The organism is Amycolatopsis sp. NPDC000009, assembly GCF_055563465.1.
Genome location: NZ_JBVHDI010000011.1, coordinates 80,547 through 104,773 on the forward strand (window position 1 = coordinate 80,547; position 24,227 = coordinate 104,773).

Here is a 24,227-nt window from a genome sequence, read left to right on the forward strand (position 1 = left end):
CGTCGGCAGGGCGCAGCTGAGAAATCAAGTCACTACGGTGAACAAGGGCGCCCTGCCACCGCGATCGCGGAGCCTTCGGCTGGGCGGGTTCACGCTTGTGGTCACTTCTTCGTGTTCATCTCAGCTCCGCTCCCAGGTTGCTCGAAGGTGATCGCGTCTACGTCGAACAAGCCGCCGGAACCGCCCTTGAACACGAGGAACAACGGGCCGGTCCCGCCGGGGTCGGTGATGGCGGACGCCGGGATGTCGGCATAGGTGTCCCAGCCGCCGGTGTTGGCGACGGTGACCGTCTGGACCAGCGGCCCGTCCACCGCGCCCGAGCGGACCTCGATCGTGCCGCCGGCGCCGCCGGAGGAGACCCGGTAGCCGATGCCGCTGACGCCGACGAGGTTCACCGGGTCGAATTTGATCCAGTCGCCGGATTCGATGTGGCCGACGCGTTTGCCGCCACTGGCGCCGGCGTGCGCGACGACCTCGATGCCGCTGGACTGGGTGTAGAACTCGGCCTGCTTCAGCTTCGGCTGCAGGATGGACTCCGCCTCGCCGGTGAGCGCCGGCACGCCGTTTCCGCCGTTGTCGGTGTAGCTGGCGTTGATGACGCCGAAGACGTTGGCGTCCGCGCCGTGTCCTTCGTCGGCGGGCGTGGCGATGGTGCCTTCGCAGCCGGTCGCGCGGCTGAGCGGATGCCCGTGGCCTTCGTGGCCGAGGATGTATTCGACGGTCACCTTCGAGCAGTCGATCGGGTTGTCCTCGGCATCGGTCACCTCGACCTTGAACGGGACCATGTCGCCGAAGCTGAACACGCTGCCGTCGACCGGGGTCTTCAGCGTGACCACCGGCGCGGTGTTGCCGACGGTGACCACCACGCTCGCCGATCCGGTCAGCCCGGTGGAGTCGGTGACCGAGAGCTTCGCCGTGTACTGGCCGTTCGCGGCGTAGGTGTGGGAAACCGGAGCGGCTTCGGTGGAGTCGGTCGTGCCGTCGCCGTCGAAGTCCCAGGCGTAGGTCAGCGCTTGGCCGTCGGGGTCGTTCGTCCCCGCCGGGTCGAACTTCACGGTCAGCGGCGCCTGGCCGGACGTCTTGTCCGCGGCCACCTGGGCGACCGGCGTGCGGCGGCCCTTGGTGTAGTCGATGCGGTAGACGGCCGATTCCTTGGAGCCGCCGAAGTAGCCGGTGCCGTAGTCGAGGACGTACATGGCGCCGTCCGGGCCGAACTCGACGTTCATCGGGCGGACGAGGTCCATCGAGTCGAAGAACGGCTTGATGGCGCCGCGTTCACCGTTCGGTCCGACGGTGATCTCCTTGATCCAGCCGCGTTCCCATTCGTAGGCGAAGGTCTTGCCGTCGAAGTACTCCGGGAACTTGGTCTGCGACGGGTTCTTCGCGTCGAACTGGTAGACCGGCCCGCCCATCGGCGACTCGGGGCCGGTGCCGAACTCGGGCAGCGAACCGCCGTCGTAGGCGATCCACGCCTTCTCCACCGGCGGCAGATCGGTCAGCCCGGTGTTGCGCGGGCTGGTGTTCTTCGGCTTGGCGCAGTCGAACGCGGCGCCGGACTGCTTCGTGGCGAAGTCGTAGTCGATGAACGGCTGGTTGTCCCCGACGCAGTACGGCCAGCCGAAGTTGCCCGGCTTCTTGATCAGGTTGAACTCGACCGTGCCGCCGGGACCGCGCTTGGGGTCGGCCGCACCGGCGTCGGGACCGTAGTCGGCCAGGTGGATCCAGCCGGTCTCGCGGTCGACGGCGAACCGGAACGGGTTGCGGAAGCCCATCGCGTAGATCTCGGGTTTGGTCTTGGCCTTGCCCTTGGGGAACAGGTTGCCCTTGGGGATCGTGTACTTCCCTCCTCCGCCGACCTTGATCCGCAGCACCTTGCCGCGCAGGTCGTTGGTGTTGGCCGAGGTGCGCTGCGCGTCGTAGACCGGGTTGCGGTCGGCGCGTTCGTCGATCGGGGTGAACCCGTCGGAGGCGAACGGGTTGGAATCGTCCCCTGTGGACAGATACAGGTTGCCCTTGGCGTCGAAGTCGATCTCGCCGCCGGCGTGGCAGCAGATCCCGCGTTCGGCGGGGACCTGCAGGATCTTCTGCTCGCTCGCGAGGTCGAGCTTGTTGTCGGTGCCCAGCTTGAACCGCGACAGCTGGTTGTAGCCCTTGAACGGCTCGAAGTCGGCGGGGGTGCCGTTCTCCGGCGCGTCACCGGCCGGGGTGTTCAGCTTGGGGGCGTAGTACAGGTAGACCCAGCGGTTCTTGGCGAAGTCCGGGTCGATGGCGACACCCTGGAGGCCGTCCTCGTCGTGGTTGTAGACGGGGATCTGCCCGGCCAGCGACGTCGTCGCGGACGAACTGGTGTACCAGACGCGGCCGTCGCGCGAGGTGTGCAGGACGTCGCGGTTGGGCAGCACGGACAGCGCGATTGGCTCGCCGGTCTTCTCCTCGCCCTTGGCCAGGGTGATCTGGTCGAAGTCCGCGTCGACCGGAGCTTCCTGGGGCTTGGCGCAACCCGCCTCGCTCAGCTTGGTGGCGTACTTGATGCCGCCGGCCAGATGCTTGAGGAAGGCCGGCTCGGCGTAGGACTCCTTGGTGTGCCCGCCGCCGGTGTACCAGGAGCGGCCGCCGGAGTTCTCGTGGCACCAGGCGATCGGGTGGTCGCCCATCGCGCCGTCACCGGGCTGGTAGCTCTTCTCGTCCAGGCTCGCGAGCACGTGGACGTTGCTCCGCGGGTTCTCGCGGTAGTTGTACCACTCGTCCGTCCGCGGCCAGGTCTCCGGAAGGTCCACAGTGGACACGTGCTCGTGGTCCTCGACCTTGACGCTCGCCTGCTGGATCTGCGGGTGCGACTTGAAGTACGCGCCGACCAGCTCGCCGTACCAGGGCCAGTCGTACTCGGTGTCGGAGGCGGCGTGCACGCCCACGTACCCGCCGCCTCCCTTCACGTACCGCTCGAACGCGGACTGCTGGTCCGCGTTCAGCACGTCACCGGTGGTGGAAAGCCAGACCACCGCATTGAAGCGTTTGAGGTTCGCGTCGGTGAAGGCCGCCGCGTCCTCGGTCGCCTCCACCGCGAAGTGGTTCTGCGCCCCCAAATCCTTGATCGCTTTGATCCCGTCGGGGATCGAATCGTGCCGGAAACCCGCGGTCTTGGAGAACACGAGCACCGTCGCTGCTTCGTGCGCCGATGCGGTCTGCACCGGTAGCGCGACGCCTGTCAGAGCCGTGACCACGGATGTGACGAGCACACCCCATCGTCGTTTCAAAGACATAGCAGTAGCGATCCTTTCGATGAGCGGCGGCGATCAAGGAAGGGGATGCGGGTGGAGCGCGCCTTTCTGTGCGGTGGGGACGGAGTTGTCGTGAGTGATCCGGGTCGTTGGAACGACCCGAATCACTCACGGCCTACTGGATCGAGGGGCTTGCTGGCCCCGAACTGGCTTGAGGTGTTGCGAAAGCCACTTTCGCAACGTTGAAGGTTGCGAAAGTGGCTTTCGCAACGTCGGTACCGACCCCTGGACCGAAGCACTCACTTCAATCCCTGGAGCGACAACAGCAGCGGATGCACGTCAGTGGCGCCGACGCGGCCGGACGGCTCGAAGGCCGGATCCGAACACAGCAGCACCGGACCGTCCTCAGTAGAGTCCGGCAGCCGCCCGTGCGAGCCGCGCACCCAGCGCGGATCGGTCGGGACGACGTCCATCGCGTACCGGAGCCCGGCGAACTTCTTCGCCAGGTTGAGCCCGGCCCGCGCCTTGGCGAACTTGTCCTCGGGGTCGAAGAACAGCTCGGCGGGGTCGTAACCCGGTTTGCGGTGGATCTCGACGCCGCGCGCGAAGTCGGGCTTCCGCTCGTCGTCGAGCCAGTAGTAGTAGGTGAACCACGAGTCCGGCTCGGCGACCGCGACGAGTTCGCCCGCGCGTTCGTGGTCGATTCCATAGCGGGCCTGCGCCTCGCGGTCGAGCACCTCGTCGACACCGGCCAGCTCGCCGACGATCGACCGCACCCGCTCCAGATCAGCGGAGTCGCGGACGTAGACGTGCGCGACCTGGTGGTCGGCGACGGCGAACGCGCGCGACGCCCACGGGTCGAGATACTCCATACCCGCCTGGGTGTAGACCTCCAGCAGACCCTCGCGCCGCAGCGCCCGGTTGATGTCGACCGGCCGGTGCACGTTGGTGATGCCGTATTCGCTGAGCGCGACCACGGTCGCCCCGGCGTTGCGGGCGTCGTCGAGCAGCGGTGCGAGCGCGTTGTCCAACTCCCGCGCCGCCTGCCGGGCTTGCGGCGCGTCGGGGCCGAAGCGCTGAAGGTCGTAGTCCAGGTGCGGCACGTAGGTCAGCAGCAGATCCGGCCGCTTCTCCCGCAGGATCTGCCGCGACGCCCCGATCACCCACTTGCTCGACTTGAGCGACGCCGTCGGTCCCCAGTACTGGAAGAGCGGGAACTCCCCCAGCGCGCCGGTCAGCTGGTCGTGCAGCTCGGGCGGGCGGACGTAGGCGTCCGGCGACTTGCGGCCGTCGGCGTGGTAGATCGGCCGCGGGGTCACCGTGACGTCGGTGCTCATCCCCATCGCGTACCACCAGCAGACGTTCGCCGACGTGTAGCCGGGGTGCGCCGCCCGCGCGGTCTCCCACAGCTTCTCGCCGCCGACGAGCCGGTTGTGCTGGCGCCACAGGAAGATCTCGCCCAGCTCGCGGAAGTACCAGCCGTTGCCGACGATCCCGTGCTGCGCGGGCATGAGCCCGGTGAGGAACGTCGACTGCGCGCTGCAGGTGACGGCGGGCAGCACCGTGCCCAGTTCGGCCTGCCAGCCGTCGCGGGCGACGGCGGACAGTTTCGGCATGTCCCGCAACGCCTTCGGGGTCAGCCCGACGACGTCGATGACGACCAAGGGTTTCACGCGGACGCCCCTTCCTTGACGAGGTTCGCCTGTGCCCATTCGAGTTCCGCGGCGATCCCGCCGACGAGGTCGCCCGCGTCCGGGAGCACGCTCCAGGTGTAGGTCTCGACCTCGACATGCGGTTCGCCGGGCAGCCCGGCGGCGACGGTGCGCAGGACGTCGGTCGTGGTGGACAGCGGTGCGGCCGGGGCCTGGTGCAGCGGCATGTGGAAGTGCACGCGCCACGGCCCCTCGCCCGGCAGCTCGGTCCACGCCTCGGGCAGGTCGTCGGCCTTGCGCACGACGCCACCCGAGAACTCGCGGACCTGGTGCAGGTACCGCGGTTCGGCGAACGCGGCCAGCGCCTCCCGCGCTTCGGCGGGCTTCTCGACGTGCAGCGCGGCGGAAGCCTGCACCTTCACGATGTCCACATCGGACTCCGCGATCGCCTTGAGCGTCTCCGCCGGGTCGGCGAACGACACCGCGAGGTGACAGGTGTCCAGGCACAGCCCGACGTGCTCCGGGTCGACGCGGCCGGACAGCCAGCCCAGCGCGTCGGCCACGGTGTCGAGCACGCAGCCGGGCTCTGGCTCGACGGCCAGCTTGATCGGCCGGTCACCGATCGCCCGCACGACCTCACCGAAGGCTTCGGCCGCGCGGCGGTCGTCCGATTCGGTCCATGGTTCACGCCAAGCCAACGGCAGCGTGGATATGCTGCCGTAAGAAGCATCCTCGGCGAGGAGGTCGGACAGCACGTTCACGCAGTCGATCGTGTACGCGACCCGGTCGGGATTCGTCCACTCAGGACGGTAGACCGCGTGCTTGACGACGTCGTCGTGGAAGCCGCCGTACGGGAAGGCGTTGAGCGTGTACACCGAAAGCCCGCGGGCGTCGAGTTCGGCACGGAAACGCTTGCGCGCCTCGGTGTCTTCGGCGAGCCCGCGCGCGACCGGCGCGGAAAGCCACAGTCCGACGCCGAGCCGATCGGCGCCCAGCCGTTCACGCACCGGGAGCGCGTACCGCTCCAGCTGCGCGACGATGCCGTCGACATCCTCGGCCGGGTGGACGTTCGTACAGTAGGAGATCATTTGCGGGCACCTCGCAGCACCGAGTTGCCCTCGAAGGTCACGGCCTCGCCGGTGAATCCGGGCAGCGGGTCGAGCGTGAGCCTGCCGCTGAGCCCGTAGAAGTCGACCGGGTTCTGCCACAGCACCTTGTCGACGTCGGCCTCGGTGAATCCGCCGTCGAGCATCGCCTGCCCGGTCTTGGCGGTCTTCAGCGGATCGGACCGGCCCCAGTCGGCGGCCGAGTTGACGATCATCTGCTCCAGCCCGTACTGGCGCAGGATCTCGACCATCCGGTGCTCGTCCATCTTGGTGTCCGGGTAGATGGAGAAGCCCATCCAGGCGCCGGAGTCCTTGACCAGCTCGACGGTGACCTCGTTGAGGTGGTCGACGACCACGCGCTCCGGGGCGACACCGGCCTCGCGCACGACGTCGAGGGTGCGCTTGGTGCCTTCCAGCTTGTCGCGGTGCGGGGTGTGCACGAGCACCGGGAGGTCGTGCTCCAGCGCCATCGCAAGCTGCCGCGAAAAGACCTCGTCCTCTTCCTTGGTCATCGAGTCGTAGCCGACCTCGCCGACCGCGACCACACCGTCCTTCGCCAGGTACCTCGGGAGCACGTCGAGCACCTCGCGGCAGCGGGGGTCGTTGGCCTCCTTGGGGTTCAGCGCGATCGTGCAGTGGTGCCGGATGCCGAACTGGGCGGCGCGGAACCGTTCCCAGCCGATCAACGCGTCGAAGTAGTCGGTGTACGAGCCGACGCTGGTGCGCGGCTGCCCCAGCCAGAACGCCGGCTCGACCAGCGCGCGGACACCGGCCGCGTACATGGCTTCGTAGTCGTCGGTGGTCCGGGAGGACATGTGGATGTGGGGATCGAAGATACGCACTGGCTCAGTTCTCCTTGAGCAATGAGAGGGCGTCGGCGGGTACGTCACGTCCGGCCGCCCTGCGTTCGTCGGCGAAATCGGCGAGCATTCTTCGCAGCTCGTCGTCCGCGCGGGAAGTGAGGTCCGCGACGGCGGCCAGCGGCACACCGACGAAGACGCATTTGAGGACGCCGTGGCGCCACGTGTGGTCGTCGAGGAACCGGGCGAAAGCCCCCATGGCGGCGGCGACCAGCCTGATGTCGTTGGCGCGCAAGGCGTCTTCGACCAGTCTGATCCCGGTGTCGGTGACTTCGGCGCCTGGGGACTCCAGCGCGTTGAGCGCCCGCAGAACCCCGCGCCGCTCGGCGTCGTCGCCGTAGCGGTAGAGATCGTGCAGTTCCGTGGCCAGCGCGGCGTCGTCGAGGACCTCGGCCAGCACCGTCACGAGCCGGACCCTGGCCCGGTCGTCGACGGTGCCGTGGACCAGCCCCCGCGGATCGGTGTCCGGGCGCAGCGCCTCCCGGCCGACCTCGCGGCCGACGGCCGGGAAGAGCGAGCCGATCACCGACGGCCTCTCCCGGATCCGGCGTTCCGCCTTGGCCTGCCATGTCTGCGGCATCGCCGCGGTGAGCGCCTCGAAGGCCCGGCGCGCGGTGTCCGGCGCGGCGTGGCTGTGCCGGGGCAGTTCGACCGCGGCAAGCCCGGTGTAGCCGATCTCCGCCAGCGCGGCGAGTGTCCCCGGCAGATCCAGATGCCCGTCGCCGAACTCCAGATGCTCGTGGACCCTCGGCAGCATGTCGTCCAGCTGCACGTTCCACAGCAGCGGACCGGCGAGGCGGACGCATTCGGCCGCGTTGACCGGCTCGACGGCGACACAGTGCCCGACGTCGAGTGTGACCCCGAACAGCTCCGGTTCGCCGAGTTCCTTGCGCAGGTCCAGAACCTGGCTCAGTTGCTGCACGAGGTGCCCGGGCTCGGGTTCCATCGCCAGCCGCACGTTCAGCCGCGCGGCGTGTTCCAGGACCGCCGCGACCCCCTCACGCAACCGGGACCAGGCGAGTTCGTTGTCCACAGTGGACACGCCCGACCAGAAAGACACGCAATCCGCGCCGAGATCCCCGGCGATTTGCAAGGCCCGTGCCAGGAAGTCGATCCGCAACGCCGGATCGTCCGACAGCAGCGTCGGCGAGTGCTTGCGCCACGGGTCGAGCAGGTACCGCGCGCCCGTCTCGACGACGACACGGTTCAGGCCGAGCGCCGAAAGCCGCGAGGCCACGTGATCGACCTGCCGGGCCAGATCGTCGGCGAACGGGTCGAGATGGTCGTGGTCCAGCGTCAGCGCCACCCCGGTGTACCCGAGGTCGGCGATGATCGCGAGGGCATCGTCGAGGCGGTGGTTGGAGAAGCCGTTGGTGCCGTATCCCAAGGAGAACGTCATGTGGGGCTCACCTTCCTCGACAGCTTGCGGGCGATCGGCAGCGCGGCGGCGACCAGCGCCGCCCCCAGTACCGAGCCCTTGGCCGTGACCGCCGCCTGCAGCGGGACCATGCCGTGGATGCCGGATTTCGTCGCCGAGCGAACGGACTTCGCCGACGGATCGCGGACGGCGTCCGCCTGCGCCCGGCCGACCAGGCCCGCGTAGCCCGAACCGGCCGCCATCGAGGCCGCGCGATGCCACCCGCCCCGTGCCGGTCCGGTCAATGCCAACGTTGTCGCCGCGCAGCTGGTGGCCAGCGCCACCCGGGCGGTCGCCGGGTTCGCACCGTGGACCTCCCCGGTGGAGAGCGCGGTGACGCCGAGCGTGTGGACGCCGACAGCCGCCGCGGCAGTGAGAGCACGGCGGGTTTCAAGGCCAGCGCCCAGCAGAACGTCGAGCGTGCGGCAGGCCGCCATCGCCACCGGCCCGGCCGGCGTCGGTTTGAGCACGGTGTCGTAGGCCCACACCGCACCCGCGAGCGGGACCGCGACGCGCAGCGCCCGGCGGCCGCCGCCGAGCGCTGCCAGGCCGAGTCCGGTAGCGGTCAGCGCGGCCCCGGTGGTGAGCGCCGCGCCCGCGCTCACCCGCCCGGACGGGATCGGCCGCTCGGGACGCTCCACGGCGTCGAGCTTCCGGTCCGCCCAGTCGTTGAGGGCCATCCCGGCCCAGTAGAAGGCGACCGACGACAGCGGCAGCAGCAGCCGTCGCCCGGTCATCTTGAGCCCCGCCGCGGCGGATCCGGCGACCGTGTCGCCGAGCACCGTCAGCGCGGCGGGCGCCCGGACCAGTTCGATGTAGGCCTTCACAGGGCTCCCGCCCAGGCGATCAGGCGGGCGGTCTGCTCGGCGAACCGGTGTTCGTCGCTGCCCAGCGGATCCTTGAAGAAGAAGCCGAGTTCGGTCAGCGCGCCGCTCTGGCCGCCGGCGTGCGCCGCGGTCACCAGCCTCGCCAGGTCGAGGATCAGCGGCGCCGCGAGCGCGGAGTCGTAGCCGGTCCAGGTGAACTGCAGGTTCATCCGCGCGCCGAGGAAACCCTCGAACGACACGTGGTCCCACGCGGTCTTGATCTCGCCGAGGTCGGGCACGTTGTCGATGTGCAGCGGCGCGGTGACGTCCTCGCCGAGCAGCGCCGCGAGCCCGCGGGCCTTGGATTCCAGCTTGCTGTTCGCGGTCACCGGGTCGGCGAGGGTCTCGCCGTCGCCACCGCCCAGCAGGTTGGTGCCCGCCCAGGAGCGGACCTTCAACGCCCGCGCGCCGAACATCGGCGCGAGGACCGTGCGCAGCAGCGTCTCGCCGGTCTTGCCGTCGCAACCCGCGTACGGCAGGCCTTCCCGCTCGGCCAGCTCCCGCAGCGCGGGCAGGGTGACCCCGGCGGACGGCGTGAACTCGACGTACGGGCTTCCCGCCTTCAGCGCCGCGTAAGCCGACAGGGAACTCGACGGCAGTACCGCCCGCTCCGGGTCGGCGAGCGCCGCTTCCAGCGCGGCGAGATCGTCGTGTTCGGGCAGGTGGGGGCACGGGGCCTCGGTGGAGGACACGTTGACCACCACGACCCGCGCGAGATCGTGCCGGCCGGCGAAAGCTCGGATGTCCGCCGTCAGCCGGGCGGCCGCGTCGGCCTGGGTACCGGTGTGGGACGCCGGGTGGTAGCCGTCGCGGATCTCGGCGTCCACTTCGGCCAGCCCGGACCGGACCGCGGCGAACACCGAGTGCCCGAAGACGCCGGCGTGCGCCAGCTGCTCGGCCCGCTTCTCCAGCGGTGTGTGCGCGATGTCGTGCCCGCCGAGGACCAGATCGTCCCAGCCCGGCAACGGAACCCCGGCGAACGCGGGGAGCTCGGTGACGCAGCCGCCACCGCCCGTCACCCCCGCGCGCAGCGCGAGGAGCCCCACGGCGGCCGTGGTGGCCACCGATCCCCTCGCCCCGATCAACCAGATGCCCGTACGCTCGTGAGCAGGCATTTCCTCCACCTTTCCCAGCCCGAGAACACCAACCTCCGATGGTCGGATGTTTCGGATCGAACCAAGTCGCAGTGACAGTCGTCATGCGACTTTCGGCTGGATCTCTCGCTCAGTTACTCCCCTTCGCAGTGACACCGGGCACAGCGGTCCATCGCGCCTCTTCGGCCGCGCTGCGCTCGACCGCGGCCAAGACCTGCTGAACCCTCAACCCGTCCTCGAAGGACGGTTCGGGATCAGTGCCGTCGCCGATCGCGGTGAGCAGGTCGGCGACCTCGTTGGTGAAGGTGTGCTCGTAGCCGAGGAGATGCCCCGGCGGCCACCACACCCCGACGTACGGATGCTCGGGTTCGGTGACCAGGATCCGGCGGAATCCCGCCTCGGTGGCGGGCTGGCCGCCGTCGAAGAAGGACAGTTCGTTCATCGACTCGAAGTCGAACGCGAGGCTCGCCTTCGAACCGTTGATCTCCAGCCGCATCGCGTTCTTGCGGCCCAGCGCGAACCGGGTCGCCTCGAAACTCGCCACCGCGCCGCCGGTGAACCGGCCGAGGAACAGCGCGGTGTCGTCGACCGTCACCTGCCCGGTGCCGCCGTTGCCGTCCGGCCGCTCCTTGACGAAGGTGTTGGTCAGCGCGGAAACCCCGGTGATCGTGTCGCCGGTGACGAACTGGGCGGCGTCGACGATGTGCGCGCCGAGGTCGCCCAGCGCGCCGGAGCCCGCCTTGTCCTTGTGCAGCCGCCAGGTCATCGGCGCCTGGGCGTCGGACAGCCAGTCCTGCAGGTAGACCGATCGCACGTGGCGGATTTCGCCGAGCGCCCCGCTCGCGACCAGTTTCCTGGCGTGCGCGAGCGCGGGCACGCGGCGGTAGTTGAACGCCACCATCGACCGGACGCCGCCGGCCCGCGCCTTCGCCGCCGCCTCGGCCATCGCTTCGGCCTCGGCGAGGGTGTTGGCCAGCGGCTTCTCGCACAGCACGTGCTTGCCCGCTTCGAGCGCGGCGATCGCGATCTCGGCGTGGCTGTCGCCCGGCGTGCAGATGTCGACCAGGTCGACGTCGTCACGGGCGATCAGCGCGCGCCAGTCCGTCTCGACGTCTTCCCAGCCGAACCGTTCCGCCGCGGCCTTCGCCCGCACCTCGTCACGGCCGCCGAGCACGGCGAGTCTCGGGATCAGTGGTGGCGCGAAGAACCGGTGCACACTGCGCCACGCGTGCGAATGCACCGCACCCATGAACGCGTGGCCCACCATGCCGATCCCGATCGTTTCCTTTGCCGTGCTCATGCCCCTCCTAGATGCGTGCGTGTGCCGGGTACGCGGGTCTTACGAGTCGAAGCCGACGTCCATGTACTTGTCGACGTTCTCCTTGGTGACCACCGCGGAGTACGTGGTGATCTCGGCGGGGATCTCGTGCTCGGCGAAGTCGCCCGCCCCCTTGCCCTGGCCGAGAAGCCGCGCGAGCGAGATCGCCGAAGACGCCATCGACGGGCTGTAGAGCACCGTCGCCTTCAGCGGTTCGGCGTCGGACTTGATCAGGTTCATCGCGTTCTTGGACCCCGCGCCGCCGACCATCAGGAAGTCCTTGCGGTTGGCGTTGTTGATCGCCGCGATGACGCCGACGCCCTGGTCGTCGTCGTGGTTCCACAGAGCGTCCAATTTGGACGCGGACTGCAGGAGGTTCGACGTCTGCTTCTCACCGGATTCCGGCGTGAACTCGGCGGCGACCCGCGGGCCGACCGTGAAACCCTGACGGGTCAAGGCGTCTTTGAAGCCCTTGCTGCGTTCCTGGGTCAGCGGCAGCGAGTCGATGCCCGCGACCTCGCCGATCACCGGGCTGGCGATGTTCTTCGCCTTCATCTGCTGGGCGATGTAGTTCCCGGCGTTGACGCCCATGCGGTAGTTGTCGCCACCGATCCAGGTGCGGTACGCGAGCGGGGTGTCGAAGACGCGGTCCAGGTTGATCACCTGGATCCCGGCGTCCATCGCCTGCTGGCCGACCGCGGTCAGCGCCTTGCCGTCGAACGGCAGGATCACCAGGACGTTGACCTTGGCGTTGATCAGGGTCTCCACCTGGGAGATCTGCTGGTTGACGTCGTTGGTGCCCTCGGTCGCGTTGAGCGTGACCTCACTGAACTTCTGCGCCTGCGCGCGGGCGTTCTTGGTGATGGCCGCCATCCAGCCGTGGTCCGCGGCAGGCGCCGAGAACCCGATGGTGACGGGCGTGCCGGGTTGCGAGTTCGCCCCGGCGTTGGCCACGTTGGCCGCGTTGTTCTGCGCCGGTGCCTCGTTCGAGGTGCACGCGGTCAGCAGCGCGCCCGCTCCGACGGCCGCGCCTCCCAGCAGGAAGCGGCGGCGTTGCAGGGATTGTTCGGTCATGACGATTCTCCATCCACGGTGATGAGTGGTGCCACCCGGCGGTCTCGTGAGTGTTTAGGGCGGTTAGAACCGTCCTAAACACTCACGAGCCCTCAGCCAGTACTCGCCTTGGTCTTCTTCACGGAGCGGAACTGCAGTAGCGCGGCCAGGACGATGATCACGCCCTTGGCGATGTTCTGGATGTCGGTGTCCAGGTTGTTGAGCGTGAAGATGTTGGACAGCACGGTGAAGATCAGCACGCCGATCAGGGTGCCGATGAGCGAACCGCGGCCACCGGTGAGCAGCGTGCCGCCGATGACGACCGCCGCGATGGCGTCGAGTTCGTAGAGCATGCCGTTGGTCGAGGCGCCCGCGGTGGTGCGGGCGACGACCATCAGCGCCGCGATACCGCAGCACAGGCCCGCGACGCCGTAGACGAGCGCGGTGTGCCGCTTGACGTTGATCCCGGCCAGCCGCGAAGCCTCGGCGTTGCCGCCGACCGCGAAGGTGCGGCGGCCGAACGTGGTGCGGTTCAACAGCACCCAGCCGACCACGAACACCAGCGCGAACATCCAGATCAGCACCGGGATGCCGAGCAGGTCACCGCGGAAGAAGTCGAGGAAGCCCGCCTCCGACACCACCTGCGTGCGGCGGCCGCTGATGCGTTCCGCGAGCCCGCGGGCCGAGACGTACATCGCCAGTGTCGCGATGAACGGCACGATCTTCCCGTAGGAGACCAGGATCCCGTTGACCAGCCCGCAGCCGAGGCCGACCAGGAGTCCACAAAGGATCATCACGAACGGGCCGTAGGACTGGGTGGCCAGCGTGGTCAGCCAGACACTGGAGAGCGCGACGATCGACCCGACCGAGAGGTCGATGCCGCCGGCGATGATCACGAACGTCATCCCGACGCTGACCACCCCGATCGCCGCGGCGAGCCGCAGGATCGTGGAGATGTTGCCGTCGGTGAAGAACTGATCGGGCCTGGTCACCTGCCCGACGACGCACAGGATCACCAGCACACCGGTCAGCCCGAGCAACCGGGGGTCGGCGGTGAATTTGAACCCGGTCTTCTTGGGTGGCACGGGTTCCACGGCGTTTTCGGTACGCACCGATTCCGCTTGGTCGGTCACGCCGCACTCCCTTCGAGAATCACGTCGAGCACTTCCGCCTCTGTCAGCTCCGCGGACGGCTTTTCAGCCAGGACACGTCCTTCACGCAGCACCAGCACCCGGTCGGACAGGCCGAGCACTTCGGGGATCTCGCTGCTGACGAGCACGATCGCGACGCCGGTCGCGGCCAGCTCCTCGATCAGCCGGTACAGCTCCGCCCGCGCGCCGACGTCGACCCCGCGCGTCGGTTCGTCCAGCAGCAGGACCCGGCAGCCGCGGACCAGCCAGCGCGCCAGCACCGCCTTCTGCTGATTGCCGCCGGACAGCGTGCGGATGATCCGGTGCGGGTCGGCCGGCCGGAGATCGAGGCGCCGCAGGCTTTCCCCGGCGTCGTCGAGTTCCCTGCCCCGCTCCGTGAACCCGAACGTCGCGTACTTGCTCAGGCTCGCCAGGGTCACGTTGTGCACGACCGGCAGGTCCAGCAGCAGCCCCTGGCTCTTGCGTTCCTCCGGCGCCAGCCCGATCCCGGCCTTGACCGCCGCGGACACGCTGCCCGGCCGCACCGGTTCGCCGTCGACCGACACCGTGCCGGTGTCCTGCTTGCGCGCGCCGAAGATCGTCTCCAGCAGTTCGCTGCGTCCCGAGCCGACGAGGCCCGCGATCCCGACGACCTCACCGGCGTGCACGGTGAAGTTCACGTTCTCGAACTCGCCGATGGTGGTCAGGTTCTCGACCTTGAGGACCTCGTTGTCCGCGTCCACGTGTTCCTGATGGCGCGGGCCGAACACGGTTTCGACCTTGCGGCCCGCCATCAGCGCGACGAGGTCGGCGGTCGGCGTTTCCTTGGCGTCGAGGCCGGTGGAGACGGTCTTGCCGTCCTTGAGCACGGTGACGCGGTGCCCGATCCGGCGCAGTTCCTCGAGCCGGTGGGAGATGTAGACGATCGCGACACCTTCGGCGGTCAGCTCGCCGACGATGCGGAACAGGTTGTCGACCTCTTCGCCCGCCAGCGCCGCGGTGGGCTCGTCCATCACCAGCAGCTTCGCGTCGTACGCGAGCGCCCGAGCCATCGAGACCAGCTGCTGGCCCGCGGCGGAGAGCTTGCCGACCTCTGTCGACGGCGCGATCTCGGGGTGCCCGAGCCGCGCCATCAGTTTGGCGGCCTTGTTCCGTGACTCGCTGATCCGCGTGAACCCGAAGGTCGCGCGCTCGCGGCCGAGGAAGATGTTGTCCGCCACGGAAAGCCCGGGCACCAGGTCGAGTTCCTGGTACATGGTCGCGATGCCGATCTTCAGCGCGGCGACCGGCGAGGGCAGCGTGACCGGCTCGCCCTGCCAGAAGATCTCGCCGCCGTCGGGGCGATGCGCCCCGGCGAGCGTTTTGATCAGCGTGGACTTGCCCGCGCCGTTCTGGCCGAGGAGACAGTGCACCTCACCGGGTTCGACGTCGAAGTCGACGCGAGAGAGCGCACGCACCCCCGGGAAGGTCTTCACGATCCCCCGGACGGAGAGCAGGGTCATGCCGGAGCCTCCTCGGTCTCGAAAGGAACTAATGTCGGGTCGGCGAAAAGCCGTTCGGTGGCGAGATGCGCGGCGCCGCGCAACGGGGCGGTGGTGCCCAGCGGGGACGGCTCGACGCGACAGGTGGGCTCGTGCCCGAGCGGCCGCGCGGACAGTTCGCGGCGCACCGGCTCGACCAGCCATTCGCCCAGTTCGGCGAAGTAGCCGCCGAGCACGACGACGTCCGGGTCGAGTACGTCGACCACAGTGGACACCGCGATGCCGAGCGCGACCCCGAGTTCCGAGACCGCGACGACCGCTCGCTGGTCACCGCGCTGCACGCGGTGCTTGAGCAGCCCGACCCGGCCGTCGACGCCCAGTGCGGGATCGTGCAGCGGGTCGCCGGGCGAAGCCGCGCCGCGCAGGACCGCGTTGAGCCCGGCCTTGGTCTCCAGGCAGCCGACCCGGCCACACTGGCACTGCTCGCCGGACGGGTCGACGGTGATGTGCCCGACCTCGCCCGCGAAACCCCTGGCGCCACGCAGGATCGCGCCGCCGGACACGAGTCCGCCGCCGACGCCCGTGCCGCCGCTGAGGTAGAAGAGCTCCCGCACACCTTGCCCGACACCGGCGACGGCCTCGCCGATCGCGCCGAGGTTGGCCTCGTTGTCGACCGCGATGGCGGCGGCGGGCAGGCCGAGCCGGGCGGCGAGGAGGTCGGCGATCTCGGCGTCGCGCCAGCGCAGGGTCGGCGCGAACCGCAGCACGGCGGCGGCCGAATCGACCAGACCGGGTACCGAGACGGTGACCCCGACGGGCTGATCGTCGAGCAGCACGCTCCGGGCGAGGAAGGCGAGTTCGTCCATGCTCCGGTGCAGCCCGAGGGCGGCGACATCGGCGGTCTCGGTGCGTTCGGCGACCACGCGGCCGTCGAGGTTCGTGACGACGGCGGCGAAGCGGTCGGCCTCGACACTGAGCGCGAGCCCGCAAGCGCTGGAGCCGTTCAGCTCGACCAGCTGGCTGGGCCTGCCGTTGCCGCCGCCCTGGAGTCCGGCGGAGCGGACGAGACCGCGTTCGGACAGCTCGGTGATCAAACCGGAGACGGCCGCCTTGGTGAGTCCGCAGCGCGCGGCGAGCTGGGTACGCGAGAGCGGCCCCGCACGCAACGCCCGCAGGAGCACGGCGAGGTTCGAGGTCCGAGGGCTGACCTGGTCGAGCTGCCCTGGTTCGATCGCGGCCACACTGCCCTCACTTACGAATCGGCCGTAACAAACTTTGTTACTTAGCCAGCGAAAGTAGGGTGGTGCCCGTCACCCGTCAAGGTGACAACAGGACAGAAATGTCGACTAAAGCCCTCCGTCACCCGAATAGCCGTCCGTTTCGGAGCAGACTTTCGTACTTTTCAAGCGAAAGTCTGTACGATCTTGACGTTACTATTCGGAATCAGGTGAGTGCCCAACGTGCCACGGAGGGGCGTCGGCGCCGGTCAGCTGCTGAGCGTGAAGGCCCGGTCCGTCGCGGACCAGGCGGCCCCGATGACACCCGCGGTGTCGCCCAGTTCGGACAGCACGATCGGCAGGTTCCCGGTCGCGAGCGGCAGTGACCGCCGGTAGACCGAGCTGCGGATCTCCGCGAGCAGCTGATGCCCGAGCTGCGCCACGCCGCCGCCGATCACGACCATGCCCGGGTTCACGAAACTGACCAGCGAGGCGACCACCTGCCCGAGCCGCCGCCCGCCGTCACGGATCAGGTTGACGGCGCCGAAATCGCCCGACGCCGCCGCGCGGCCGACGTCCTGCGCGGTGATGGCGCCGCGGGCCGCGACGACGTCGGCGAGGTAGGTCGAGCGGCCGCTTCGGGCCAGCGTCAGCCCGTCGCGGGCCAGCGCGGCGCCGCCGAAGTACGCCTCGAGGCAGCCCGTCTCACCGCAGGCGCAGGTCGGCCCGTAGTCGTCGAGGCGGATGTGTCCGATGTCGCCCGCCGTGCCGGCGACACCGCGGTACACCTTGCCACCGAGCACGATCCCGCAGCCGATACCGGTACCGATCTTGACGAACACCAGATCGTCGATGGAACGCGCGACCCCGGCGTGCCGTTCCCCGAGCGCCATCGAGTTCACGTCGTTGTCGACCGTGACCGGGCAGCGCAGCAGCCCGCCGAGATGGTCGCGCACGGAGAACCGGTCCCAGCCGGGCATTATCGGCGGCGCGACCGCCATCCCCTCGGCGAAACTCACCGGCCCGGGGAGACCGATCCCGGCGGCGATCAGCTTGCCCGGCGCCTCTTCGCGGATCTTCTCCGCCAGCGCGACGACACGTTTGAGCACGGCGTGCGGCCCTTGCCGGACGTCGCAGTCCTCGACGGTGTGCACCAGCACCTCGCACGAAGCGTCGGTGAGGGCGACCCCGACCGACGTCGCGCCGACGTCGACCGACAGCACCCGCAAGTCTCCCGCGAGCCGCACCAGCGTGGACCGCCTGCCGCCGCGACTCGCCGAAGGGCCGGCGGTCTCGACGAGGCCCACCTCGGCCAGTCGCGCGACCTCGGCCCCCACCCGGGCACGCGGCAGCTCCAGCCGCTCCCCCAGTTCGACCCGGGACATCGGCCCCTCATCCCGCAACAGGGTGAGCAGCTGGGTCTGGTGCCGGGTTTCGACCATCGGATGCTCCGAGGTGGATGCCGTGCTCATTCACCTGAGCCTACGGCGTTGTCCACCCGCTGTCCCGAATGCCACTCGGAACCTTCGGGGCGCAGCGGGCGGGAACAAACCCACCGGAGCACGTCAGTCCTTTGTGGACGCTTCGATGCGCGCGGGGATGACTTCCGATCATCCTACCTGCCGATCTTATCGCCGTTAAGATCTTAACGGTGATAAGGTCCGGTCGAGTTGTCAACTCCGATGCGGACGGGTGAAGGTGTGCGCATGGTCGTGAGACGGGATGGCTACGTTCGAGCCGCGCTCGAACTCCTCGACGAGGTCGGGCTGGACGGATTGAGCCTGCGCAAGCTCGGCGAAAAGCTCGGCGTGCGCGGTCCCGCGCTCTACACGCATTTCGAGAGCAAGCAGGCGTTGCTCGACCAGATGGCCGAAACCATGCTGGACGACCGGCTCGCCCCGCTCGACGATCCCTCGGCGATGGCCGATTGGGCCGAGTGGCTCGCCCGGCGCGCCCGCACCATCCGCTGCACGCTGCTGTCCTACCGGGACGGCGCACGCCTGCACGCCGGCTCCCGCCCGACCGGCCGCTCGGCGATGACGCCGCTGATCAAACCGTTGCTGCGAGCGGGTTTCACCGAAGAGGACGCGACGCACGCGATCCTCGCGATCAGCCGGTACACGCTCGGCTGCGCGATCGACGAACAGCAGCACGTCGAGGGCGACCACGACGAGGACCCGGCAGCCTCGTTCGAATACGGTCTCGCGCGCCTGATCGCCGGACTCCGCGCCGACGTCGATGTCGCGAATCCGCCAGACCAGGATGTCGCATAGCTGCTGGAACTGACGCCATGACAAGCGAAACCGCCCGGCTGTTCCATTCCCTGCACGTCCCGTCGAGCACACGCGAGCCCCGCCAACCGGGGGAGGGGAGCGCCGGGCGAGGCTGCCGGTGACCCGCATTCAGAGGACGAAATGCGGCAAGTCAGGACCAGAGGTAGCGGCGTTCGGGCCGCCCCGTCCCGCCGTACTTGAGGGTCACCTCCGCCTTGCCGGTCGCCACGAAATGCTCCAGGTACCGGCGCGCGCTCACCCGCGCGACGCCGGTCGCCTCGGCGCATTCGCTCGCCGACATCCCGCCGGGCGCGCCCCGCAGCGCGGTCTCCACCAACCGCGCGGTCTGGACGGTGAGTCCCTTGGGCAGCACCGGTTTCGCGCTCGGCCGCGCGCCGAAGACCTGGTCGACGTCGGCCTGACCGGCCTCGTCCAGCCGGTCCAGCCGACGATGCAGCGACGCGAAATGGGTGAGCTGATCGCGCAGCGACGCGTACTCGAACGGCTTGATCAGGTAGTGCAGGACCCCGCCCCGCATCGCCTGCCGCACGGTTTCCACGTCGGTCGCGGCGGTGATGAGGATGACGTCGACGTCTTCGGTCGCACGCAGTTCCCGCAGCACCGAAAGCCCGTCGAGATCGGGAAGGTAGACGTCCAGCAGCACCAGGTCCGGTTTCAGTTCCCGCGCCAGGCGGAGCGCGTCGGCTCCGGTGTGCGCGACCCCGACCACGGCGAAGCCCTCCGTGCGCGTGACGTATCCACTGTGGACTTTCGCGACCATGAAATCGTCGTCGACGACGAGCACCTTGATCATCGCGGCAACCTCGCCGTGAACACCGCGCCGCCGGAGTTGTGCACCTCGACCGAACCGCCCCGCCGCACGCACGCCTGCCGGATCAGCGCGAGCCCGAGGCCGCGCTGGCCGTGCGCGGCGGCCTTCGTGGTGAAGCCGTGTTCGAACACTTCCTCCGCGATCTCCGGGGCGACTCCCGGCCCGGAGTCACGGACCTCCACCCGCACTTCGTCCTCCTCCTGCCACACCCCGACCTCGATCCAGCCCTGCTCCCCGCCCAGCGCGTCCAGGGCGTTGTCGACGAGATTTCCCAGCACTGTCACCAAATCCGTGGACAGGCCGTCCTCGACGCGGTCCAGTCCGCTGTCCGGCGCCATGCGCAGCCCGACACCCCGCTCCGCGGCGAGCGACGCCTTCGCGATCAACAGCGCGGCCACCGCGGGATCGCCGACCCGGGAGCCGACCTCCGCGCGCCACTCCCCCTGCGCCGAGCTGATCCGGCTGACGTAACCGCGAACCTCTTCGTATTCCCCGAGTTCCAGCAGCCCGGAGATGGTGTGCAGCCGGTTGCTGAACTCGTGCGCCTGTGCCCGCAACGTGTCGGTCGCGTGCCTGCTGGCGTCGAGTTCGTCCCGCAGGGTCATCAGATCGGTGCGGTCCCGCAGGGTGACCACGGCTCCCCGCACGTCGATCGGCATCCGGTTCAGCGTCAGCACCTTCCCTTGCCGCAGCACGATCTGGTCGGCGCCGGTCGCGCGGCCGGTGAGCAGGTCGCGGATCCGTTCGTTGAGATCGAGGTCTTCGACCGACCGGCCGACGGCGTCCTCCGGCAGCGCCAGCAGTTCGCGGGCCTGATCGTTCACCAGGGTGATCCGGTGCTGTGGATCCAGGCCGACGACACCCTCCTTGATGCCGTGCAGGAGCGCTTCCCGGTTCTCGACCAGCGCGGTGATCTCGTGCGGCTCCAGGCCGAGCGTCTGGTTCTTCACGCGCCGCGCGAGCAGCAGCGAACCGCTCACCCCGATCACCAGCGCGACCCCCAGCACCCGCAGCGCGTTGTCCGGCGATTCGAGCACGCCGGCGAAGAAGCCCGGCGATTTCGAGCCCGCCGCGACCATGCGGACCACCTTGCCGCCCTTTTCGTCGAGCACCGGGACGTGCGCCACGGTCGAACCGTCGAGTTCGCCGACCCAAGACCGTCCGGAAAGGACGGTGCTGTCGCCGATGTCGAGCAGCGTCCGCACCTGCCCCGGATCCGGTGACGCGAGCACGTACCGGTTCGCGTCGGCGATGACGACGAAATCGACCCCGGAGAGGCTTCGCGCGGTCTCCGCGGGCGCGTTCAATTCCAACGGGCCGTTCTCGAGGTCGCCCACGACCCCTTGCGCGGCGACACTCTCCGCGACCGAGAGCGCCCGGCGTCCCTCGGTCGTGCGGAAATTGTTCCCCGCCTGGACGACGGCCAGCACGCCCACCGCGCACAGTAGGCAGGTGACGACCACCAGTTGCCACACGAGGAGCTGACGGGCCAGCGAACCCCGAGCACCCATCGCCACCTCCGCGTGACCACAAAGAACACTGTGTCTCCCAAGACGCGACCACAAAGACCAAAAAGAATCTTAGGCGCCTAACGGAGACATCTCTGTTTACACGAGTGCAACATGTCCAACCACGCGGCAGAGAGGCGGGGATCACAGTGAAGCCCAGTAGCTGGTTGGCCATGGCGGCGGCGCTCGTCGCCGTCTTGCTGGTGCCACCGTTGCTCACCCCGGGCGGCGAGGCCGACGAGGGCTCGCAGATCCGGTCGTTGCGGGTGCTCGTGCCCAACGCGCCCGGCGGCGGTTACGACATCACGGCGCGGACCGCGACCAAGGCGATGGAGGACGCCGACCTGCTCGGCAACGCGGAGGTGTTCAACCTCCCCGGCGCCGGCGGCACGGTCGGTCTCGGGCGCACGGTGGCCGAACGCGGCAACGGCAAACTCGTCATGTCGATGGGTCTCGGCGTCGTCGGCAGCGTGTTCACGAACAAGTCGCCGTCTTCACTGCTCGACACCACACCGGTGGCGAAGCTGATCGAAGAGTCGGACATCGTCGTGGTCGGCAAGGACTCGCCGTACCAGAACATCGGCCAGCTGATCGAGGCATGGAAGAAGGACCCCGGCGCGGTACAGGTCGGCGGCGGTTCGTCGCCCGGCGGGCCGGACCACCTGGCGCCGATGCTGATGGCGAAGGCCGTCGGGCTCGCGCCCAAGTCGGTCAACTACGTCCAGTTCGACGGCGGCGGTGAACTGCTCGCGTCGGTCCTCGGCGGCAAGGTCGCGTTCGGCGTCTCGGGGGTCGGCGAATACCGCGACCAGATCGCGGCGGGCACGCTCCGGGTGCTGGCGGTGACCAGCGCGAACCGGGTCCCCGGAATCGACGCGCCGACGCTTGCGGAGTCCGGTGTGGACGTCAAGTTCACCAACTGGCGCGGCATCGTCGCGCCGCCCGGTATCACCGAAGCGGACCGCGCGAAGCTCGTGAGCCTGTTCGAGCGGCTGCAGAAGACGCCGCAGTGGCAGGAAGCCTTGCAGCGCAACGGATGGACCGGCGCGTTCGCGCCAGGTGAGCAGTTCGGTTCGTTTCTCAAAGAGGAGAACACTCGAGTGGCAACGGTGCTGAAAGAGCTGGGTCTGGCATGACGACCACGTGGCTGAAGGAGCGCTCCGAACTCGGGGTGAGCGTCGGGCTCGTGGTGCTCGGTGTCCTGGTGCTCACCGACGCGCTGAGCATTCCCACCGACTTCGCCCAGCGCGGGCCGGTGGGGCCGAAGGCGGTGCCGATCCTGGTCGGCTCGCTGCTGCTGCTCGTCGCCGTGCTGCTGGCGCGCGACGTGCTGCGCGGCGGCAAGGGCGAGGCCGAGGGCGGCGAGGACGTCGACCTGACCGCGCCCGCCGATCTGCGCACGGTGTTGCTGCTGTGCGGCGCCTTCCTCGCCAACGCGGCGCTGATCGGCCTGGTCGGGTTCCCGATCTCGGGCGCGGTCCTGTTCTGGGGCGCGGCGTACGCGCTCGGCAGCCGCAACCTGGTGCGTGACCCGCTGATCGCGGCGGGCATGTCCGTCGTGACCTTCCTGGTCTTCAACAACCTGCTCGGAGTCCCGCTCCCCGGTGGCCCGTTGATGGAGGTGTTCTGATGTTCCAGCAACTCATCGACGGCTTCGGCACCGCGCTGACCCCGACCCATATCGCGATGGCGGCGATCGGGGTTCTGCTGGGCACCGCGATCGGCGTGCTGCCGGGTATCGGCCCGGCCATGGCGGTGGCGCTGCTGCTCCCGGTGACCTACGGGCTGGAGCCCACGGGCGCGTTCATCATGTTCGCCGGCATCTACTACGGCGGGATGTTCGGCGGTTCGACGACGTCGATCCTGCTGAACACGCCGGGTGAGAGCGCGGCGGTGGTCGCGGCCATCGACGGCAACCCGATGGCCCGCAAGGGCCGCGGCGCGCAAGCGCTGGCGGCGGCCGCGATCGGGCATTTCGTCGGCGGCATCCTCGGCACGATCGCGCTGGTCGTGCTGGCCCCGGTGATCGCGAAGCACGCCGTCGACATCGGCGCGCCGGATCTGTTCGCGATCATGGTGCTGGCGTTCATCGCGGTCACCTCGGTGCTCGGCAGTTCCCGGATCCGCGGCGTGGCGTCGCTGCTGATCGGGCTCACCATCGGGCTGGTCGGCCTGGACGAGATGACCGGGCAGCAGCGGCTGACCTTCGGTTCACTGCACCTCTCGGACGGGATCGACGTCGTGATCGTGGCGGTCGCGCTGTTCGCGGTCGGCGAGTCGCTCTGGGTCGCGGCGCATCTGCGGCGCAACGCGTTCAAACCGATCCCGGTCGGCAGGCCGTGGCTCTCCCGTGCCGATCTGAAGCGGACGTGGAAGCCGTGGCTGCGCGGTCCGGTCATCGGGTTCCCGTTCGGCGCGGTGCCGGCCGGTGGCGCCGAGATCCCGACTTTCCTCTCCTACGTCACGGAAAAGCGGCTCTCGAAACACAAGGACGAGTTCGGCAAGGGCGCCATCGAAGGCGTCGCGGGACCGGAAGCGACGGCGTCGGCCTCCGCCGCCGGGACGCTGGTCTCGATGCTGACGCTCGGCCTGCCCACCACCGCGGTCGCGGCCGTGATGCTGGCGGCGTTCCAGCAGTACGGCATCCAGCCGGGACCGCTGCTGTTCGAGCGGGAGTCGTCGCTGGTGTGGGGCCTGATCGCCTCGCTGTTCGTCGGGCTGACCCTGCTGCTGGTGCTGAACCTGCCGCTGGCCCCACTGTGGGTGAAGCTGCTCCGGATCCCGCGGCCGTACCTCTACGCGGGCATCCTGTTCTTCGCCAGTGTCGGCGCGTACGCGGTCAACGCGGACATCTTCGACCTGCTGGTGATGTTCGTGATCGGCCTGATCGGCTTCGCGATGCGCCGCTACGGGCTGCCGGTGCTGCCGGCGATCATCGGCGTCATCCTCGGCCCGGCCGCCGAACAACAGATGCGGCGCGCGCTGCAACTGAGTGACGGCAGCCTGACCGGGCTGGTCGACACCCCGTTCGCGATCGTGGTCTACGTGATCATCCTGGTGATCCTGTTCTTCCCGTTGATCAAGCGTTTCCTGCCTGCCCGCCGCAGCGCTCCCGAGGCGGAGCCCAAGGACAAGGTCGACGCCTGACCAGTGGGAATCCGGCCCGGCCTCGACTGCCCCGAGGCCGGGCCTTCTCCCTCTT

19 protein-coding genes are annotated in these 24,227 nt (G+C 69.2%); 4 read left to right on the forward strand and 15 right to left on the reverse strand.

All coding sequences use genetic code 11. The annotated features are described in order from the left end of the window. Positions 1-101: 101 nt before the first annotated feature. From ACZ3HL_RS26700 to ACZ3HL_RS26760, 13 genes are all read right to left on the reverse strand, one after another. On the reverse strand, positions 102-3,260 hold the full coding sequence (locus ACZ3HL_RS26700; protein WP_465534488.1) for a ThuA domain-containing protein: 3,159 nt from the start codon (positions 3,258-3,260) through the stop codon (positions 102-104). A 257-nt stretch (positions 3,261-3,517) separates the two neighbouring features. After that, the gene (locus ACZ3HL_RS26705) at positions 3,518-4,891 is read right to left on the reverse strand and encodes an alkaline phosphatase family protein (protein WP_465534489.1); all 1,374 of its coding nucleotides are present in this window, start codon (positions 4,889-4,891) and stop codon (positions 3,518-3,520) included. Beyond that, entirely contained in the window at positions 4,888-5,958 is a 1,071-nt protein-coding gene (gene eboE / locus ACZ3HL_RS26710; RefSeq protein WP_465534490.1) for a metabolite traffic protein EboE, read from the reverse strand. Before eboE ends, ACZ3HL_RS26705 begins: the two co-directional genes overlap by 4 nt. Further along, the gene (locus tag ACZ3HL_RS26715) at positions 5,955-6,818 is read right to left on the reverse strand and encodes a TatD family hydrolase (RefSeq protein WP_465534491.1); all 864 of its coding nucleotides are present in this window, start codon (positions 6,816-6,818) and stop codon (positions 5,955-5,957) included. The genes eboE and ACZ3HL_RS26715 overlap by 4 nt, the downstream gene beginning before the upstream one ends. A gap of 4 nt (positions 6,819-6,822) precedes the next feature. Next, entirely contained in the window at positions 6,823-8,235 is a 1,413-nt protein-coding gene (locus tag ACZ3HL_RS26720) for an EboA domain-containing protein (protein ID WP_465534492.1), read from the reverse strand. After that, on the reverse strand, positions 8,232-9,080 hold the full coding sequence (locus tag ACZ3HL_RS26725) for an SCO3242 family prenyltransferase (RefSeq protein WP_465534493.1): 849 nt from the start codon (positions 9,078-9,080) through the stop codon (positions 8,232-8,234). Before ACZ3HL_RS26725 ends, ACZ3HL_RS26720 begins: the two co-directional genes overlap by 4 nt. Continuing rightward, positions 9,077-10,234, reverse strand: a complete 1,158-nt coding sequence (locus tag ACZ3HL_RS26730; protein ID WP_465534494.1) for an inositol-3-phosphate synthase — start codon at positions 10,232-10,234, stop codon at positions 9,077-9,079. Before ACZ3HL_RS26730 ends, ACZ3HL_RS26725 begins: the two co-directional genes overlap by 4 nt. A 109-nt stretch (positions 10,235-10,343) precedes the next feature. Continuing rightward, complete coding sequence (locus ACZ3HL_RS26735; protein ID WP_465534495.1) at positions 10,344-11,513, reverse strand: Gfo/Idh/MocA family protein; 1,170 nt, start codon at positions 11,511-11,513, stop codon at positions 10,344-10,346. A gap of 39 nt (positions 11,514-11,552) precedes the next feature. Further along, a complete protein-coding gene (locus tag ACZ3HL_RS26740; protein WP_465534496.1) occupies positions 11,553-12,605 on the reverse strand; it encodes a substrate-binding domain-containing protein in 1,053 nt (350 codons plus the stop codon). Positions 12,606-12,697: 92 nt separating this feature from the next. Beyond that, entirely contained in the window at positions 12,698-13,678 is a 981-nt protein-coding gene (locus ACZ3HL_RS26745; RefSeq protein ID WP_465534590.1) for an ABC transporter permease, read from the reverse strand. A gap of 35 nt (positions 13,679-13,713) precedes the next feature. Further along, entirely contained in the window at positions 13,714-15,216 is a 1,503-nt protein-coding gene (locus ACZ3HL_RS26750) for a sugar ABC transporter ATP-binding protein (RefSeq protein WP_465534497.1), read from the reverse strand. After that, complete coding sequence (locus tag ACZ3HL_RS26755) at positions 15,213-16,436, reverse strand: ROK family protein (RefSeq protein ID WP_465420048.1); 1,224 nt, start codon at positions 16,434-16,436, stop codon at positions 15,213-15,215. Before ACZ3HL_RS26755 ends, ACZ3HL_RS26750 begins: the two co-directional genes overlap by 4 nt. Positions 16,437-16,681: 245 nt before the next feature. Then, a complete protein-coding gene (locus ACZ3HL_RS26760) occupies positions 16,682-17,884 on the reverse strand; it encodes an ROK family transcriptional regulator (protein ID WP_007034224.1) in 1,203 nt (400 codons plus the stop codon). A gap of 234 nt (positions 17,885-18,118) precedes the next feature. On the opposite strand from ACZ3HL_RS26760, the gene ACZ3HL_RS26765 reads away from it, so the two are divergent. Next, entirely contained in the window at positions 18,119-18,685 is a 567-nt protein-coding gene (locus ACZ3HL_RS26765) for a TetR/AcrR family transcriptional regulator C-terminal domain-containing protein (RefSeq protein ID WP_465534498.1), read from the forward strand. Between the two features lie 151 nt (positions 18,686-18,836). Here the strand turns inward: ACZ3HL_RS26765 and ACZ3HL_RS26770 are convergent, their stop codons facing one another. Beyond that, complete coding sequence (locus tag ACZ3HL_RS26770; protein WP_465420043.1) at positions 18,837-19,499, reverse strand: response regulator; 663 nt, start codon at positions 19,497-19,499, stop codon at positions 18,837-18,839. Further along, positions 19,496-21,028, reverse strand: a complete 1,533-nt coding sequence (locus ACZ3HL_RS26775) for a sensor histidine kinase (protein ID WP_465420041.1) — start codon at positions 21,026-21,028, stop codon at positions 19,496-19,498. The genes ACZ3HL_RS26770 and ACZ3HL_RS26775 overlap by 4 nt, the downstream gene beginning before the upstream one ends. Positions 21,029-21,198: 170 nt before the next feature. Between ACZ3HL_RS26775 and ACZ3HL_RS26780 the strand changes: the two genes are divergently transcribed. The 3 genes from ACZ3HL_RS26780 to ACZ3HL_RS26790 are packed head-to-tail and all read left to right on the forward strand — an operon-like array spanning position 21,199 to position 24,172. Next, positions 21,199-22,161 (forward strand): Bug family tripartite tricarboxylate transporter substrate binding protein, encoded by a 963-nt coding sequence (locus ACZ3HL_RS26780; RefSeq protein WP_465534591.1) that lies wholly within the window; start codon positions 21,199-21,201, stop codon positions 22,159-22,161. After that, on the forward strand, positions 22,158-22,655 hold the full coding sequence (locus ACZ3HL_RS26785) for a tripartite tricarboxylate transporter TctB family protein (RefSeq protein WP_465420039.1): 498 nt from the start codon (positions 22,158-22,160) through the stop codon (positions 22,653-22,655). The genes ACZ3HL_RS26780 and ACZ3HL_RS26785 overlap by 4 nt, the downstream gene beginning before the upstream one ends. Beyond that, positions 22,655-24,172 (forward strand): tripartite tricarboxylate transporter permease, encoded by a 1,518-nt coding sequence (locus ACZ3HL_RS26790; RefSeq protein WP_465420037.1) that lies wholly within the window; start codon positions 22,655-22,657, stop codon positions 24,170-24,172. Before ACZ3HL_RS26785 ends, ACZ3HL_RS26790 begins: the two co-directional genes overlap by 1 nt. Positions 24,173-24,227: the final 55 nt, after the last annotated feature.